Source organism: Pseudomonas turukhanskensis, from assembly GCF_027922365.1.
In the GTDB taxonomy this organism is placed as follows: domain Bacteria; phylum Pseudomonadota; class Gammaproteobacteria; order Pseudomonadales; family Pseudomonadaceae; genus Aquipseudomonas; species Aquipseudomonas turukhanskensis.
This window is the reverse complement of the sequence record NZ_BSFN01000031.1, coordinates 1-14,824: the sequence shown is the minus strand read 5'-3', so window position 1 is coordinate 14,824 and position 14,824 is coordinate 1. Positions and strand designations below refer to the sequence as shown.

The following is a 14,824-nucleotide window of genomic DNA, read 5'->3' as shown; positions in this document are numbered from 1 at the left end:
ATTCGCCGATACACCCACATCGGCGAAGCGGCGGATTTTTGGTTTTACCGATAGTTGCCCAACATCCGATCAGACACTTCGTAACACCGCTGCCAGCGTCTCCACGAAGAACCCGGCGTTAGCCTCGCTAAAGCACAACGCCGGGCGAATCTTCAGTACGTTGCCGTAGGCACCGGCCGCGCCAATCAACACGCCGCGCTCTTTCATGGCGTTGATCACATACGCCGCCAACTCGGCATCCGGCGCTTTATCGGCACCGCTGAATTCCAGCCCAACAAACAACCCTGCGCCGCGCACATCACCAATGCGCGCATCGCTGCGGCCCAACTGGCGCAAGCCATCGCGCAACAGCGTGCCCACTTTGTCCGCATTGGCAATCAAGCCTTCGCGCTCAATTACCTGCAATACCGCCAAGCCGGCTGCGGCCGCCACCGGGTTCGCCCCGAAGGTATTGAAGTAGCCCGTTTCCGCACAGAAGCCCTCAAGCAGTTCAGGCCGGGTGACCACCCCCGCCATGGGGAAACCATTACCCATCGGCTTGCCTAAAGTAACGATGTCCGGCACCACACCGTGCCGCGCGAAACACCAATGCCCTTTACCGGTTCGCCCAAAGCCAGGCTGCACTTCATCGGCAATAAACAGCCCGCCCGCCTTGTGTGTCACCTCAACCGCTTTGGCGAGAAACCCCACCGGATCGGCAAACACGCCATCGCTGGAAAAGATCGTGTCGACGATCAGCCCCGCGAAGGTCACGCCACTGCTTTCCAGGTCATCAATGGCCGCCTGCAGATTGGCGGCAAACACAGCGCCGACATCCCGCCCCGGCGCGAGGTTGTAGCTGTCCGGCGCGGGAATGCTGCGAATATGCGCCGGCAGCGCCCGCCCCTTTTTGTAGGAGGATGGGGAAATTTCCATGACCGCACTGGTATTGCCGTGATACGCCGTCTCGGTCACCACAAAACCAGTGCCGCCGGAATAGGTTTGCGCCATGCGCAGGGCGATGTCGTTGCTTTCACTGCCCGTGCAGGTCAACACCAGGTTCGAGAGTGCCGACGGGAACGTCGCCAGCAGTGTTTCGGCATAGGTGTGCAAATTCTCGTAAAGGTAGCGGCTGTTGGTCGCCAGCTTGCCCGCCTGCTCGCTGATGGCCGCCACCACGGCCGGATGGCAATGGCCCACGGTCGGCACATTGTTATAGACGTCCAGATACGGCTTGCCGGCAGCGTCGTACATGGTGACGCCTTCGGCCCGCACGATCTCCAACGGCTTCTGATAGAAGAGCACCGACGAAGCCCCAAACGACCGCATGCGGCGCTCGACCAGATTGGCCACACGCGCATCCAGGTGTGCCGTACTGCCCGCATCGAAGCGATTGAGCGCCAGAATTTGCTTTGACTCAGTCATACCGGCGCCCTCTCTGCCTGTTCTTGAAGGTAGCGCTTGGCCAAAGCCACCGTGCCACGGGTGTAATCGGTGCCCATCGACTGCGCCGTCGGCGTTTCGGCATGACTGGCCACCCAGGCAGTGAGCTGCATGCGGCGCAACATGATCAGCATGGGGATGGCCGCCTCATCCTCGGCCGAGAGCGGCGATACGCTGCGGTAGCCATCCAGCCAGGCGGCGAGAAAGTCCGGCACGCGCGGGTCTTGTTCGAGAAAGCTGATGCAGGCGGCGAAGTCGTAAACAAACCAGCTCAGGCCGCAGTCATCGAAATCGATGACGCTCAGATGATCGTTTTCCACCAGCAGATTGGCCAGACGCATATCGCAGTGCACCAGCCCGAAACGCTCGGCGCTCATACCGTAGTCTGCCGTCTGCTCGCGCAACAATTGATGGGTGCGCTCCAGCACCGCACGCCCTTCGGCACTCAACCCCAACGCCTCGCGCCAGTCGCCCCAATAAGCTTGCTCGCCAATGATGGTGTCGAAATTCCACACCTTGCGCACAAAGCCCTGGGGCTTGGCCCACTGGCGGCTGTGCTGATGCAGCCGCGCATTGATTTGCCCCAGTACGCGGTACCAGCCCGCTAGATCGGTACTCATGTCCGGCTCCTTGCCCGGCATCCATTCGAAGGCGGTAACAGTGCGCAGCACGCCGTCATCTTCGAACGCCCGCCAGGCGGCGCCGTCCAGCGTGGCAATCGGCGCCGGCGCGCTCACCAGGCCCGAGTCGCGCAGGGCATGTATCCAGGCAAGCTCAGACTCCACCTCAGCCACACTGTGGTAGTTCGGCCGCTGCACCCGCAGCACTAGACGCTTGTGGGTGGCGCGGTCTTCGACCAGATAGGTGGCGTTTTCGGAGATCGCCAGCAGCGTCAGCGCTGCTTCCTGCGGCATGCCCCACGCCGGCAGGGCGCCGCGCAAGCCACACTCCAGCCGTTGCAGAAAATCGCTCTCGTACAGCATGACAACCTCCACACCCCAGATATGATAGAAGTACAACATTTATCTGAGGACTGCCAAGCTTTAAATTGGAGGTTGCAACATATTTTTGTGGCAGGACCGCTAGGAGCTGATCGGCTGTCTCAGGTAAACCCGAGGAAAATCAACAACCGGGCGGCGCAATAAAGTCGGGCGCAGCGATGGCCGCCACACAACAGCTTGATCTATTATTGCCACTTAACGCAGATTTTTTGTGGCGAACACCACAGAAGCGCAGCCAGACTGCGCCAGCCACCTACACGAGAACGCCGCGCGCATGTCTAAAGCCAAAACCGCACGCCAAACCAAAATTCTTGCCGAACTGAACAACGCGCCGAGCCTGCGCATTGTCGACCTGGCCAAACTGCACGATGTGTCCACCGAGACCATCCGCCGCGACCTGGATGAATTGACCAGCGGCGGTCACCTGAACCGCACCTACGGCGGCGCCGTTCGCGCCATTGCCCAGGAGCCGCCGGTAACCGAACGCCACCGCATGTACGTGGCTGAACGCGAGCGCATTGCCAAGGCGACGGTAAAACTGATCAGTGATGGAAAGCTGCTCATGATTGGTTCAGGGTCCACCACCGTGCACGTGGCGCGGCGCATCGCCACCGAGATGAAAAACATCACCGTGATCACCCACTCCTTTGGCGTGGCCACCGTGCTATCGATCAACCCGACCATTCGCGTGATTGTGGTGCCAGGCGAGTACAACCCGACGGAGGGCGCGATGGTCGGCGCCCATGCCGTGGCGTTTTTGAACGGGTTTTCTGCCGACTACACGGTGCTGGGTGCAAGTGGCTTGAGCGAGGAAGGGCCGAGCGAAGCACTGCTCGATTGCAGCGCCGTGTACAGCACCATGGTGCAGCGCGCCGGCAAGACCGTGGTGGTGGCCGACCACTCGAAATTCAACACCACCTTTGCTGGGCGCTACGCCTCGTGGCACCAGGTCGACAGTCTGATCACCGACCAGCCGCCGAGTGGCAAATTGCTGACAAGCCTGACGCAGCAAAAGGTCACCATTCAACAGGCGTGACCGCAGGGCGGCGCTTGCAAATAGAGCGCCGCTGCAGGGATATCCGGACGCAACCCCAGCGAAAACAAAGAAGCGCACACCCCCAAACGGGAATGTTTTTGGAAACGCAGAAACGAAAAAAGCGACCCTAAGGTCGCTTTTCAAGCGCTTGCTCTACTTCAGTCTATAGAGCTAGCTAAATATGGCGCAGCGGACGGGACTCGAACCCGCGACCCCCGGCGTGACAGGCCGGTATTCTAACCGACTGAACTACCGCTGCGCGTAACCTCAAGAGATTGGTGGGTGATGACGGGATCGAACCGCCGACCCTCTGCTTGTAAGGCAGATGCTCTCCCAGCTGAGCTAATCACCCTTCACTCTCGAAGTGGGGCGCATGATACGTAGCGATGCTCACCCTGGCAAGCCCTTTTTAAAATAATTTTTACTGACGTTCCAAAGGCTTAGCGCAGGGTTGGCCAATGGCGCCCAGGGGGGAATAATGCGCGCTTTGCGAAAAATGGAGTTCTGCCCTCATGTGGTTCCGTAACCTGCTCGTCTATCGCCTCACCCAAGATCTGCCCTTCGATGCGCAAGCACTGGAAACCGCACTGGCCGCCAAACCCGCTCGCCCCTGCGCCAGCCAGGAATTGACCACCTACGGTTTTATCGCGCCCTTCGGTAAAGGTGAAGACGCACCGCTGGTGCACGTCAGCCAAGACTTCATGCTGATTGCCGCGCGTAAAGAAGACCGCATTCTGCCGGGCAGCGTCGTGCGCGACGCGGTCAAAGAGAAGGTCGACGAAATCGAAGCCGAGCAAATGCGCAAGGTCTACAAAAAAGAACGCGACCAGATCAAGGATGAAATCATCCAGGCCTTCCTGCCACGCGCCTTTATCCGTCGCTCGTCCACCTTCGCCGCTATCGCGCCGAAGCAGGGCCTGATTCTGGTAAATGCCGCCAGCCCGAAAAAAGCCGAAGACCTGCTGTCCACCCTGCGCGAGGCCATCGGTTCGTTGCCAGTGCGCCCACTGTCGGTAAAAGTGGCCCCGACCGCCACCATGACCGACTGGGTCAAAACCCAGACCGCCGCGCCAGGCTTCCACGTTCTGGATGAATGCGAGCTGCGCGACACTCAGGAAGACGGCGGCATTGTGCGTTGCAAGCGTCAGGACCTGACCAGCGAAGAGATCCAGCTGCACCTGTCGGCCGGCAAATTCGTCACCCAGCTGTCGCTGGCCTGGGAAGACAAACTCTCCTTCGTGCTCGACGACAAAACCATCATCAAACGCCTACGCTTTGAAGACCTGCTCACCGACCAGGCTGAACAGGACGGTGGCGACGAAGCACTGGGCCAACTGGATGCCAGCTTCACCCTGATGATGCTGACCTTCACCGAGTTCCTGCCGCAGCTGTTCGAAGCCCTCGGCGGCGAAGAAATCCCGCAGGGCATCTAAGCCTCCCACAGCACTTTAGGACACTTACATGCGCGCTCTGGCAGCACTCAGCCGATTCGTCGGCAATACCTTCGCTTACTGGGTGCTGCTGTTCGCCGTGGTGGCGTTCTTTGTACCGAGCTGGTTTATCGGCCTTAAGGTCGCCATCGTGCCGCTGCTGGGCGTGGTGATGTTCGGCATGGGCCTTACGCTCAAGCTCGACGACTTCGCCGAAGTCGCTCGCCATCCGTGGCGCGTGGCGCTGGGCGTGGTCGCGCATTTTGTGATCATGCCGGGCGTGGCCTGGCTGCTGTGCCAGCTATTCCAGTTGCCGCCAGAAATTGCGGTCGGGGTCATTCTGGTGGGCTGCTGCCCAAGTGGCACCGCCTCGAACGTGATGACCTGGCTGGCCAAGGGCGATCTGGCGTTGTCGGTGGCCATCGCCGCCGTCACCACCCTGCTCGCCCCGCTCCTGACGCCGGCGCTGATCTGGCTACTGGCCTCGGCCTGGTTGCCGGTGTCATTCGCCGACCTGTTCTGGTCGATTCTGCAGGTGGTGTTGCTGCCAATCGTGCTGGGCGTGGCGGCGCAACGGCTACTGGGTGAACGTACACGCTTGGCAGTGGACGTGCTGCCGCTGGTGTCGGTGGTCAGCATCGTGCTGATCGTCAGTGCCGTGGTGGCGGCCAGTCAGGCGAAGATTGCCGAGTCCGGCCTGCTGATCATGGCGGTGGTAATTCTGCACAACAGCTTCGGTTTTCTGCTCGGCTACTTCACCGGCAAGGTGTTCAAATTGCCGCTGGCGCAACGCAAATCTCTGGCGCTGGAAGTGGGCATGCAGAACTCAGGACTTGGTGCGGCGCTGGCCAGCGCGCACTTTTCACCACTGGCGGCGGTGCCTAGCGCGCTGTTCAGCGTGTGGCACAATATTTCCGGGGCCTTGCTGGCCACCTGGTTCCGCCGCATGGAAGACGATGTGGTGGCGCCTGTTGAGCTGGAAAAGCCGGCGCAACCCTTATCCTGAAACACATCACAGGCTTGCCCTTGGGCGAGCTTTGTGCAAAATACTGCACAGCCTGAGGACGACCTCGGGCCGCCTTAAAGATCGGGGACGACCCCACTTTCTGTGGAATCAGCCCATGTCCTGGATCATTCTGTTTGTCGCTGGCCTGTTCGAAGTGGCTTGGGCCGTTGGCCTAAAATACACCGACGGCTTCAGCCGCCCTCTCCCCACTGCACTCACCGTCGGCGCAATGCTGGTCAGCCTGGGCTTGCTAGGTCTTGCCATGAAAGAGCTGCCGTTGGGCACCGCTTACGCGATCTGGACCGGGGTCGGCGCCGTGGGCACCGTCATTGCCGGTATCGTGCTGTTTGGCGAAGCGGTTACCTTAATTCGCTTAGGCAGTGTGGCGTTGATTATTAGCGGGTTGATTGGGTTGAAGCTCAGTCACTGATCGCCATCTTCAACTCAATTTCCGTCATTCCCGCGCAGGCGGGAATCCAGAATTTTGCGCCATGCCTACAGGTTGGCAAGGCGCGAGATCTGGGTCCCTGCTCGCGCGAGGGCGACGGGGAATGGCGAAAAAAATCTACCTAACTGCCCCACGCAACGCCCCGACCTGTGCCTGCAACACCGCCGGCGTAGCCGCTTCCGGCGCCAGCGGCGCACCGGCCACCAGGGTGATGCGTGACCACAGCCGACGGAACACACCCTTGTTCGGGTCCTTGCTGAAAAAGCTGCCCCACAACCCTTGCAGCGCCAGCGGAATCACCGGCACCGGGTTCTCTTCGAGAATGCGCGTAACCCCAGCCTTGAACTCATTGATCTCGCCATCGGTGGTCAACTTGCCCTCGGGGAAGATCAACACCAGCTCACCGTTTTTCAGGTACTCACCAATCTTCTTGAAGGCCTGATCGTAGATCAGCAAGTCTTCACTGCGCCCGGCAATCGGCACGGTGCCGGCGGTGCGGAAGATAAAGTTGAGCACCGGCAGGTTGTAGATCTTGTAGTACATGACAAAGCGGATCGGCCGGCGCACCGCGCCACCAATCAGCAGCGCATCCACAAACGACACGTGGTTGCACACCAGCACCGCCGCGCCCTCATCGGGAATCTGCTCGAGGCCTCGGTGCTCCACGCGGTACATGGAATGGCTGAGCAGCCAGATCATGAAGCGCATGCTGAACTCGGGAACGATCTTGAAGATGTAGCTGTTTACCGCGATGTTCATCAGCGACACCACCAGAAACAGCTGCGGAATGCTCAGCTTGGCGACGGTCAGAAACAGGATCGAAGCAATGGCCGAAACCACCATAAACAGCGCATTGAGAATGTTGTTGGCGGCAATCACCCGCGCCCGCTCGTTCTCGGCCGTGCGCGACTGGATCAGTGCATACAGCGGCACGATGTAAAAGCCACCAAATACGCCGATGCCGAGAATGTCGCCCAGCACCCACCAGGCCTGGCCGTAGCTCAGCACTTGCAGCCAGGTATGCGCCTCGGCGGTTTGCGGGAAGTTGCCCGAATGCCACCACAGCAAAATGCCGAATACCGTAAGACCGATGGAGCCAAACGGCACCAGACCAATCTCTACCTTGCGGCCCGACAGGCGCTCGCACAGCATCGAGCCCAGCGCGATGCCCACCGAGAACACGGTAAGAATCAGGGTGACCACGGTTTCATCGCCGTACAGCCACTCTTTGGCGTAGGCCGGAATCTGCGTGAGATAAATGGCGCCGAGAAACCAGAACCACGAGTTACCCACAATCGAGCGCGACACCGCCGGGCGCTGGCCCAGGCCCATGCGCAGAATCGCCCATGACTGGCGGAAAATGTTCCAGTCCAGCGCCAGGCTCGGCAGTGCCGCCGGCGCCGCGGGAATGCCGCGACTGGTGAGATAACCGGCGGTGGCGATGGCCACGATGGCCGTGGCCACAAGCGGTGCATAGGTCTGCTCGGACATCATCACACCGGCGCCAATGGTGCCGGCGAGAATGGCCAGGAACGTGCCCATTTCCACCAGGGCATTGCCGCCCACCAGTTCGTCTTCCTGCAGAGCTGCCGGAAGAATCGAATACTTCACCGGCCCGAACAACGCCGAGTGCGTGCCCATGCCGAACAGGGCGAGAAACATCAGCGTCAGGTTATTCAGCAAAAAGCCGGCAGCCCCCACCGCCATGATCAGGATTTCCGCCAGCTTGATGGCGCGAATCAGCTTGTGCTTGGCGAACTTCTCACCGAACTGGCCGCCCAGGGCCGAGAACAAAAAGAACGGCAGGATGAACAACAACGCGCAGAGATTGACCAGCACCGTGCGGTCGCCGGAAATCGTGAGCTTGAAGAGGATGGCCAGAATCAGCGACTGCTTGAAGATATTGTCGTTGAAGGCGCCGAGCAATTGCGTAACGAAGAAGGGCAGAAAGCGTTTTTTACCCAGCAAGGCAAACTGCGAGTGTGTGGTCATGATCCCTGTGTACCTGTGTGAGGCCACGCCGGCCGTCCAGCATTGGACTGCATGTGCATGGCACAAAGCCACAGGGCAAAACGGAATTTGTGCAGAGAAATACGAAAATATGTAGGGCGAATACCCCGCCAGGGGTGTCCGCCGATTAGGTGCTCCATCGCGTTGACGCAGCCAGGTACCCTACAACGGCAATTGCCCAAACGCCCACCGCAGCAAAAAGAACAGCACAAACCCACCACCGATGGTGGCGAGCAGATGCCGGGTAACCGCCGCAATCATGATCGCCCCGAGGCCTGCCAACAGATAGGCGTTGTCCAGCCGCAGCGCCAGGTGCTCGCCATCGGGCAGCAACATGCCCGGCACCACAATGGCGGTGAGCACGGCGGTCGGCACGTAATGCAGACCTTGCAACACCAGCGGCGCAAAACGCAGGTTGGGCCAGGCGAACAGGCTGTAGCGCACCGAAAAAGTGATCAGCGCCATGCCCAGAATCAGTAACCAGGTCTGCATCACACGCCCTCCCCGGCCACTGCCGGTTGGGTGCGACGTTCCAGTACCACGCCCACCACAATCCCCGCCATAGCCGCCGCCAGGAGCCCGAGCTTGTAGGGCAAGCCATGGCACACCACGGCTACGGCACCGGCCACCAACGCGGCCGCCACCTGAGGAAAATTACGCAGCAGCGGCACGACGATGCCGATAAAGGTCGCCAACATCGCGAAGTCCAGGCCCCAGTCGGCCAGGCTCGGCATCGCCTGGCCGAATAGCACGCCGAGTAGCGAAGAGCTGATCCAGCACAGGTACAGGGCCAAGGCCACGCCGGCGTGGTACCACTGGCCGTGGTTGCCGGCGCCATGGGCGAGGTAGCGGCGCTGCACCACGGCAAAGGTTTCGTCCGTCAGGCCAAAGGCCAACGGAATGCGCCAGGTTTGCGGCAGGTGGGCGATAAAGGGTTGCAACGATGCGCTATAGAGCACATGGCGCAGGTTGACGATCAAGGTGGTGAACAGAATGACCGCGGCGCCGGTGCCGGCGCTGAGCAAACTGATGGCAATAAACTGCGCAGAACCGGCATACACCAGCATCGACATACCCAACGCCTGCCACAGACTAAGGCCGGCCACGCTGGCCAGGGTGCCGTAGATAATGCCAAAGGGGGCGACGCCGACAATCATCGGCACACTGTCGCGCAAACCATAAACAAACAACTGCGAGCGGGTCATTGAAGCTCCTCCTGACCCGCAAGCCTAGGTCAGACGTCGTCCACCGTCTTGAACGATCTTGCGCACGCCTGCCGATATTCCCCCGGCCCCACGCCGTAGGCTTGCTTGAACTGACGGGTGAGATGGCTCTGATCGGAAAAGCCCAACTGCACCGCCACGCTCACCGGCGCACAGCCGGCCTTGAGCAGCGCGCGCGCCTGTTCGAGGCGCCGCTGCTTGAGCCAGGCATGGGGCGGCAACCCGGTGGCGCGGCGAAACACACGGGCAAAGTGAAAGGGCGACAGGTTGACCGCAGATGCCAGTTGTTCCAGCGACGGCGGCTCGGCCAATTGCGCGCTGAGCAGCTCCTTGGCCCGCACCACAGCCTGCGGCTCACGCCCAGCCTCGGCCGCCGTGCGCACGTTGGCGTGACGCTGAAACAGCAACAGAACCGCTTCACGCCAGGCAGTTTGCCGCTCCAGCGCTGAGGTGTGACCGTCGCCGAGCAGGCGGTGCAGGCCACTGAACAGAGCCGCCAGTTGCGGATCTTGCAGCACGCTGGCCGAGAAGGACGGCAAACCATCGGGCGCCAACTCGAGTTCTTCGAACACCGAATTGACCTGACTGATTTCCGGGTAATAGGCGCGGTACAGCCAGCCCTCGTCATGGGCTTTGGAGCCGGTATGCAGTTCGTCGGGGTTGATCAGCACCATGCTGCCGACCGGCGCCAGGTGCTCGGCGCCCCGGTGGTTGAAACGCTGGGCGCCGCGTTCGATTACGGTAAACACGTAGCCGTCATGCACATGGGGAGCGAAACGCTGTTCGATGTAGTGGGCATGCAATAGCTCGACGCCACCCAACTCTTCTGCCTGCCAGAACCGTGTCTGCTCACCCGCCGCTGCCATCTGCTACCCGCTAAAACGCGCCTCTAACTGTTGCTTGACCGCCGGCCATTCGCGGTCGGTCAGGCTATATAGCACGCTGTCGTCCAGACGCCCATCGGCCAGGCGCCGGTGATTGCGCAACAGCCCCTCGCGCACGGCACCGAGTTTATCGATAGCCGCCTGCGAACGCAGGTTGCTGGCGGCCGTGCGCAGTTGCACCCGCACCATGCGCCAGCTCTCGAAGGCATGCCGCAGCATCAGGTACTTGATCATGCTGTTGAGGCCGGTGCCGTGCTGGCTGGCATCGAGCCAGGTGCCACCGATTTCGCACGAGGGCAGCGCCGGTTGAAAGTCGAAAAAACGCGTGGTGCCCACCAACCGATCTCCCAGGCGCACCACCAGCGGCAAGGCCTGGTCTTCACGCTGCTGGCCGAGGGCAGCGCGGTACCAGTCCAGGCGCAGCGGCCCGCTCATGTACATGAGCTGCTCGCGGTTGGCCTCGGCCAGCGTGACCAACGCCGGAATATCCGCATCGAGCATGGGCTCAAGGCGTAACGCACCCCGTTGCAAGGTGATGAGTTGGGGTTTGAACATGACTGAATTCCTTTGAAAGCGCGGCTGCGCGGCAATAGCAATCAGGGCCTGCGACCTTAGTCGCGCCTGACTGAATGACACTTTGATGCGACACTGACCAGCACCTCGGCGTTCCGCCTCGTGGCGCCAGCAGCACAAATAAAACCTAGAATTCTCGGAGTACGCATGTCGCTGTCCAGCGGGCTGATCGCCACGGTCGCCCTGTGCTACATGGCCATCATGTTCGCCATCGCTTTTTACGGTGACCGCCGCCGCACGCCCATGCCACCCAAAGTGCAGGCCTGGGTGTACAGCTTGTCACTGGCGGTGTACTGCACCAGCTGGACCTTCTTCGGCGGCGTGGGCCAGGCCGCCGGGCAACTCTGGTCGTTTCTGCCGATTTACCTCGGCCCCATTCTGCTGATGCTGTTCGCCCCCTGGGTGCTGCAGAAGATGGTGATGATCAGCAAGCAGGAAAACATCACCTCCATCGCCGACTTTATCGCTGCCCGTTACGGCAAATCGCAGTTGCTGGCGGTAGTGGTGGCGCTGATCTGCCTGGTGGGTGTGCTGCCTTACATTGCCCTGCAACTCAAAGGCATCGTGCTCGGCGTGAACATGCTGATCGGCACCGGCCATGTGCAGGACACCACCGGCACCCGCTCGCAGGACACCGCCCTGGTGGTCTCGCTGGTGCTCGCACTGTTCTCGATCCTGTTTGGCACGCGAAACCTGGATGCTACCGAGCACCACCGCGGCATGGTATTGGCCATCGCCTTTGAGTCACTGGTGAAATTGCTGGCGTTTCTGGCAGTGGGTGCCTATGTGACCTGGGGCGTTTTCAACGGCTTTGGCGATTTGCTCAATCAGGCCTGGGCCGCGCCGCAACTGGAAAGCTTCTGGGCCGAGACCATCAACTGGCCGTCGCTGATCGTGCAGACCGGTGTGGCGATGATGGCCATCGTCTGCTTGCCCCGGCAGTTTCACGTCACCGTGGTGGAGAACATCGAGCCGAGAAATACGCGTCTGGCACGCTGGGTATTTCCGGCCTACCTGGCGCTGGCCGCCCTCTTCGTTATCCCGATCGCCCTGGCCGGAAAGATGTTGCTGCCGGCAGGGGTAATTCCCGACTCGTTCGTTATCAGCCTGCCGCTGGCCCACGCCCACCCTGCGCTCGCGATGTTGGCCTTTATCGGCGGCGCGTCGGCCGCTACCGGCATGGTGATCGTCGAAGCGGTGGCACTGTCGACCATGGTCTCCAATGACATGCTGCTGCCCTGGCTGCTGCGCCGGCAAAACGCCGAACGGCCCTTCGAAGTATTCCGCCATTGGATGCTCTCGGTACGCCGCGTCAGCATTGTGGTCATTCTGTTGCTGGCCTATGTCTGCTACCGCCTGCTGGGCTCCAACGCCAGCCTGGCCACCATCGGGCAAATCTCTTTTGCCGCCATCACTCAACTGGCCCCGGCCATGTTCGGCGCCCTGTTATGGAAGCAGGCCAACCGCCGCGGCGTGTTTGCCGGGCTGACCGCTGGCTGCCTGGTGTGGTTCTACACCCTGGTGTTGCCGGTGGTGGCCCACAGCCTGGGCTGGTCGCTGGCGAAATTTCCGGGGCTGGAATTTCTGCTCTATCAATCCATCGGCATGCACGTTGACCCGCTCACCCGCGGCGTGGTGCTGTCACTGGCCAGCAACTGCACGCTGTTTGTCTGGGTGTCGTATTTCTCCCGCACGCGGGTGGCCGAGCACTGGCAGGCCGGGCGCTTTATCAGCCAGGAGTTCGGCACCAAACCCAGCAGCCGCAACCTGCTCGCGGTGCAGGTGGACGACTTGCTGAACCTGGCCAGCCGCTTTGTCGGCGAAGAGCGGGCGCAGCAAAGCTTTATTCGCTTCGCCTACCGCCAGGGCAAAAGCTTTAACCCCGACCAGCCGGCCAACGGTGACTGGATTGCCCACACCGAGCGCCTGCTGGCAGGTGTACTCGGCGCCTCGTCCACCCGTGCCGTGGTAAAGGCGGCCATCGAAGGCCGCGATATGCAGGTCGAGGACGTGGTGCGCATCGTCGACGAAGCCTCCGAGGTGCTGCAGTTCAACCGCACCCTGCTGCAAGGCGCCATCGAAAACATTACCCAGGGCATCAGCGTGGTCGATCCCTCCTTGCGGCTGGTGGCCTGGAACCACCGTTACCTGGAGCTGTTCGACTACCCCGACGGTTTGATTAGCGTGGGCCGGCCGATTGCCGACATCATTCGCCACAACGCCGAACGCGGCCTGTGCGGCCCGGGCGAGGCGGATGCACACGTGGAGCGGCGCCTGTACTGGATGCGCCAGGGCCGCGCCCACACCTCCGAGCGCCTGTTTCCCAACGGCCGGGTGATCGAGCTGATCGGCAACCCCATGCCGGGTGGCGGGTTTGTTATGAGCTTCACCGACATCACCGCATTCCGCGACGCCGAGCAAGGCTTGAAAGAAGCCAACGAAGGCCTGGAACAACGGGTGGCGGCGCGTACCCATGAGCTGTCGCAACTCAACCTGGCGCTGAGCGAAGCCAAAGGCGTGGCTGAAAGCGCCAACCAATCGAAAACCCGATTCCTCGCCGCCGTCAGCCACGACCTGATGCAGCCGTTGAACGCCGCACGCCTGTTCTCCGCCGCCCTCGCCCACCAGCCCGACGCGCTGCCGGCCGAGGCCCAGCAACTGATCCGTCACCTGGACAGCTCGCTGCGTTCGGCCGAAGACCTGATCAGCGACCTGCTGGATATTTCCCGCCTGGAAAACGGCCGCATCACGCCCGACCGCCACGCGTTCGAACTCAACACGCTGTTCGATACGCTGGGGGCCGAATTCAAAGCCCAGGCGCAGGAACAGGGCGTGAGTTTCCATTTGCGTGGCAGCCGGCTGCGGGTCGACAGCGACATCAAGCTGCTACGCCGGGTGCTGCAAAATTTCCTCACCAACGCCTTCCGCTATGCCAGCGGCCATGTGCTGCTGGGCGTGCGCCGCTGCAGCGAAGGCTTGCGCCTGGAAGTGTGGGACCGCGGGCCGGGTATTCCCGAAGACAAACGCGCAGTGATTTTCGAAGAGTTCAAACGCCTGGACAGCCACCAGACCCGCGCCGAAAAAGGCCTGGGCCTGGGCCTGGCGATTGCCGACGGCCTGTGCCGGGTGCTGGGCCACAAACTGGAAGTGCGCTCGTGGCCGGGCAAAGGCAGCGTGTTTAGCGTGACCGTACCGCTGGCCAAAGCGCCGTTGCCAGCAGCGGCAAACAGCAACGGCAGCGACACCAATGGCCATCAGTTGAGCGGCGCCCAGGTGCTGTGCGTCGATAACGAAGACAGCATTCTGGTGGGCATGCACAGCCTGCTGTCGCGCTGGGGCTGTCAGGTGTGGACAGCGCGCAATCGCCTGGAATGCGAGCACCTGCTGGCCGAGGACGTGCGCCCGCACTTGGTGCTGGTGGACTACCACCTGGACGAAGGCGAAACCGGCACCGAGCTGATGGCCTGGCTGCGCACGCGGCTGGGCGAGCCGGTGCCCGGTGTGGTGATCAGTGCCGATGGCCGCCCGGAATTGATTGCCCAGGTGCATGCGGCCGGGCTGGATTACCTGCCCAAACCGGTGAAGCCGGCGGCGCTGCGGGCATTGTTGAGTCGGCATTTGCCGCTGCGCTGATCTGCTTTTGTAGGGTGTGCTCCGCGCACCAGTTCATTTGCGCGTCTATCGCTGGTGCGCGGAGCACACCCTTGTATCTCGACTCCTCCTCGAAAGAGGAGATAGTCTCCGACTGATCATCGGGGGAGGGTTTGAAAGCCGGGCACACCCTTAGGCCA

12 protein-coding genes and 2 tRNA genes are annotated in these 14,824 nt (G+C 61.5%); 5 read left to right on the top strand and 9 right to left on the bottom strand.

The annotated features are described in order from the left end of the window. Positions 1–69 precede the first annotated feature (69 nt). Positions 70–1,404 carry an aspartate aminotransferase family protein gene (locus tag PKE98_RS25460; protein ID WP_271198260.1) on the bottom strand — a complete coding sequence of 445 codons (1,335 nt, stop codon included), beginning with the start codon at positions 1,402–1,404 and terminating at the stop codon, positions 70–72. After that, positions 1,401–2,405: a phosphotransferase enzyme family protein gene (locus tag PKE98_RS25455; RefSeq protein WP_271198259.1), complete on the bottom strand. Its 1,005-nt coding sequence runs from the start codon at positions 2,403–2,405 to the stop codon at positions 1,401–1,403. Before PKE98_RS25455 ends, PKE98_RS25460 begins: the two co-directional genes overlap by 4 nt. 292 nt (positions 2,406–2,697) lie before the next feature. Between PKE98_RS25455 and PKE98_RS25450 the strand changes: the two genes are divergently transcribed. Continuing rightward, on the top strand, positions 2,698–3,459 hold the full coding sequence (locus PKE98_RS25450) for a DeoR/GlpR family DNA-binding transcription regulator (RefSeq protein WP_271198258.1): 762 nt from the start codon (positions 2,698–2,700) through the stop codon (positions 3,457–3,459). A gap of 182 nt (positions 3,460–3,641) precedes the next feature. Here the strand turns inward: PKE98_RS25450 and PKE98_RS25445 are convergent. Both PKE98_RS25445 and PKE98_RS25440 read right to left on the bottom strand, forming a co-directional pair. Further along, positions 3,642–3,718 (bottom strand) — tRNA-Asp (locus PKE98_RS25445). 17 nt (positions 3,719–3,735) lie between these two features. Beyond that, a tRNA-Val gene (locus tag PKE98_RS25440) sits at positions 3,736–3,811 on the bottom strand. A 160-nt stretch (positions 3,812–3,971) separates the two neighbouring features. On the opposite strand from PKE98_RS25440, the gene rdgC reads away from it, so the two are divergent. The 3 genes from rdgC (at position 3,972) to sugE (ending at position 6,325) form a co-directional block, all read left to right on the top strand. Further along, positions 3,972–4,892, top strand: a complete 921-nt coding sequence (gene rdgC, locus PKE98_RS25435; protein ID WP_271198257.1) for a recombination-associated protein RdgC — start codon at positions 3,972–3,974, stop codon at positions 4,890–4,892. Positions 4,893–4,920: 28 nt separating this feature from the next. Then, positions 4,921–5,895, top strand: a complete 975-nt coding sequence (locus PKE98_RS25430; protein WP_271198256.1) for a bile acid:sodium symporter family protein — start codon at positions 4,921–4,923, stop codon at positions 5,893–5,895. Positions 5,896–6,010: 115 nt separating this feature from the next. After that, positions 6,011–6,325, top strand: a complete 315-nt coding sequence (sugE, locus tag PKE98_RS25425) for a quaternary ammonium compound efflux SMR transporter SugE (protein ID WP_271198255.1) — start codon at positions 6,011–6,013, stop codon at positions 6,323–6,325. Between the two features lie 135 nt (positions 6,326–6,460). Here the strand turns inward: sugE and PKE98_RS25420 are convergent, their stop codons facing one another. From PKE98_RS25420 to PKE98_RS25400, 5 genes are all read right to left on the bottom strand, one after another. Then, complete coding sequence (locus tag PKE98_RS25420; protein ID WP_271198253.1) at positions 6,461–8,335, bottom strand: MFS transporter; 1,875 nt, start codon at positions 8,333–8,335, stop codon at positions 6,461–6,463. 180 nt (positions 8,336–8,515) lie between these two features. Next, positions 8,516–8,845, bottom strand: a complete 330-nt coding sequence (locus PKE98_RS25415) for an AzlD domain-containing protein (protein WP_271198251.1) — start codon at positions 8,843–8,845, stop codon at positions 8,516–8,518. Continuing rightward, complete coding sequence (locus tag PKE98_RS25410; protein WP_271198250.1) at positions 8,845–9,558, bottom strand: AzlC family ABC transporter permease; 714 nt, start codon at positions 9,556–9,558, stop codon at positions 8,845–8,847. Before PKE98_RS25410 ends, PKE98_RS25415 begins: the two co-directional genes overlap by 1 nt. Positions 9,559–9,587: 29 nt before the next feature. Continuing rightward, positions 9,588–10,442, bottom strand: a complete 855-nt coding sequence (locus tag PKE98_RS25405; protein WP_271198249.1) for an AraC family transcriptional regulator — start codon at positions 10,440–10,442, stop codon at positions 9,588–9,590. A gap of 3 nt (positions 10,443–10,445) precedes the next feature. After that, positions 10,446–11,015 (bottom strand): GNAT family N-acetyltransferase, encoded by a 570-nt coding sequence (locus PKE98_RS25400; protein WP_271198248.1) that lies wholly within the window; start codon positions 11,013–11,015, stop codon positions 10,446–10,448. A gap of 165 nt (positions 11,016–11,180) precedes the next feature. Between PKE98_RS25400 and PKE98_RS25395 the strand changes: the two genes are divergently transcribed. Then, positions 11,181–14,666, top strand: coding sequence for a hybrid sensor histidine kinase/response regulator (locus PKE98_RS25395; protein ID WP_271198247.1), 3,486 nt, complete (start codon positions 11,181–11,183; stop codon positions 14,664–14,666). The last annotated feature ends 158 nt before the right edge of the window (positions 14,667–14,824 follow it).

Bases quoted from the DNA above. Each gene is read 5' to 3' on its own strand.
- PKE98_RS25460 (WP_271198260.1), bottom strand. From the start codon at position 1,404: ATGACTGAGTCAAAGCAAATTCTGGCGCTCAATCGCTTCGATGCGGGC.
- PKE98_RS25455 (WP_271198259.1), bottom strand. From the start codon at position 2,405: ATGCTGTACGAGAGCGATTTTCTGCAACGGCTGGAGTGTGGCTTGCGC.
- PKE98_RS25450 (WP_271198258.1), top strand. From the start codon at position 2,698: ATGTCTAAAGCCAAAACCGCACGCCAAACCAAAATTCTTGCCGAACTG.
- rdgC (WP_271198257.1), top strand. From the start codon at position 3,972: ATGTGGTTCCGTAACCTGCTCGTCTATCGCCTCACCCAAGATCTGCCC.
- PKE98_RS25430 (WP_271198256.1), top strand. From the start codon at position 4,921: ATGCGCGCTCTGGCAGCACTCAGCCGATTCGTCGGCAATACCTTCGCT.
- sugE (WP_271198255.1), top strand. From the start codon at position 6,011: ATGTCCTGGATCATTCTGTTTGTCGCTGGCCTGTTCGAAGTGGCTTGG.
- PKE98_RS25420 (WP_271198253.1), bottom strand. From the start codon at position 8,335: ATGACCACACACTCGCAGTTTGCCTTGCTGGGTAAAAAACGCTTTCTG.
- PKE98_RS25415 (WP_271198251.1), bottom strand. From the start codon at position 8,845: ATGCAGACCTGGTTACTGATTCTGGGCATGGCGCTGATCACTTTTTCG.
- PKE98_RS25410 (WP_271198250.1), bottom strand. From the start codon at position 9,558: ATGACCCGCTCGCAGTTGTTTGTTTATGGTTTGCGCGACAGTGTGCCG.
- PKE98_RS25405 (WP_271198249.1), bottom strand. From the start codon at position 10,442: ATGGCAGCGGCGGGTGAGCAGACACGGTTCTGGCAGGCAGAAGAGTTG.
- PKE98_RS25400 (WP_271198248.1), bottom strand. From the start codon at position 11,015: ATGTTCAAACCCCAACTCATCACCTTGCAACGGGGTGCGTTACGCCTT.
- PKE98_RS25395 (WP_271198247.1), top strand. From the start codon at position 11,181: ATGTCGCTGTCCAGCGGGCTGATCGCCACGGTCGCCCTGTGCTACATG.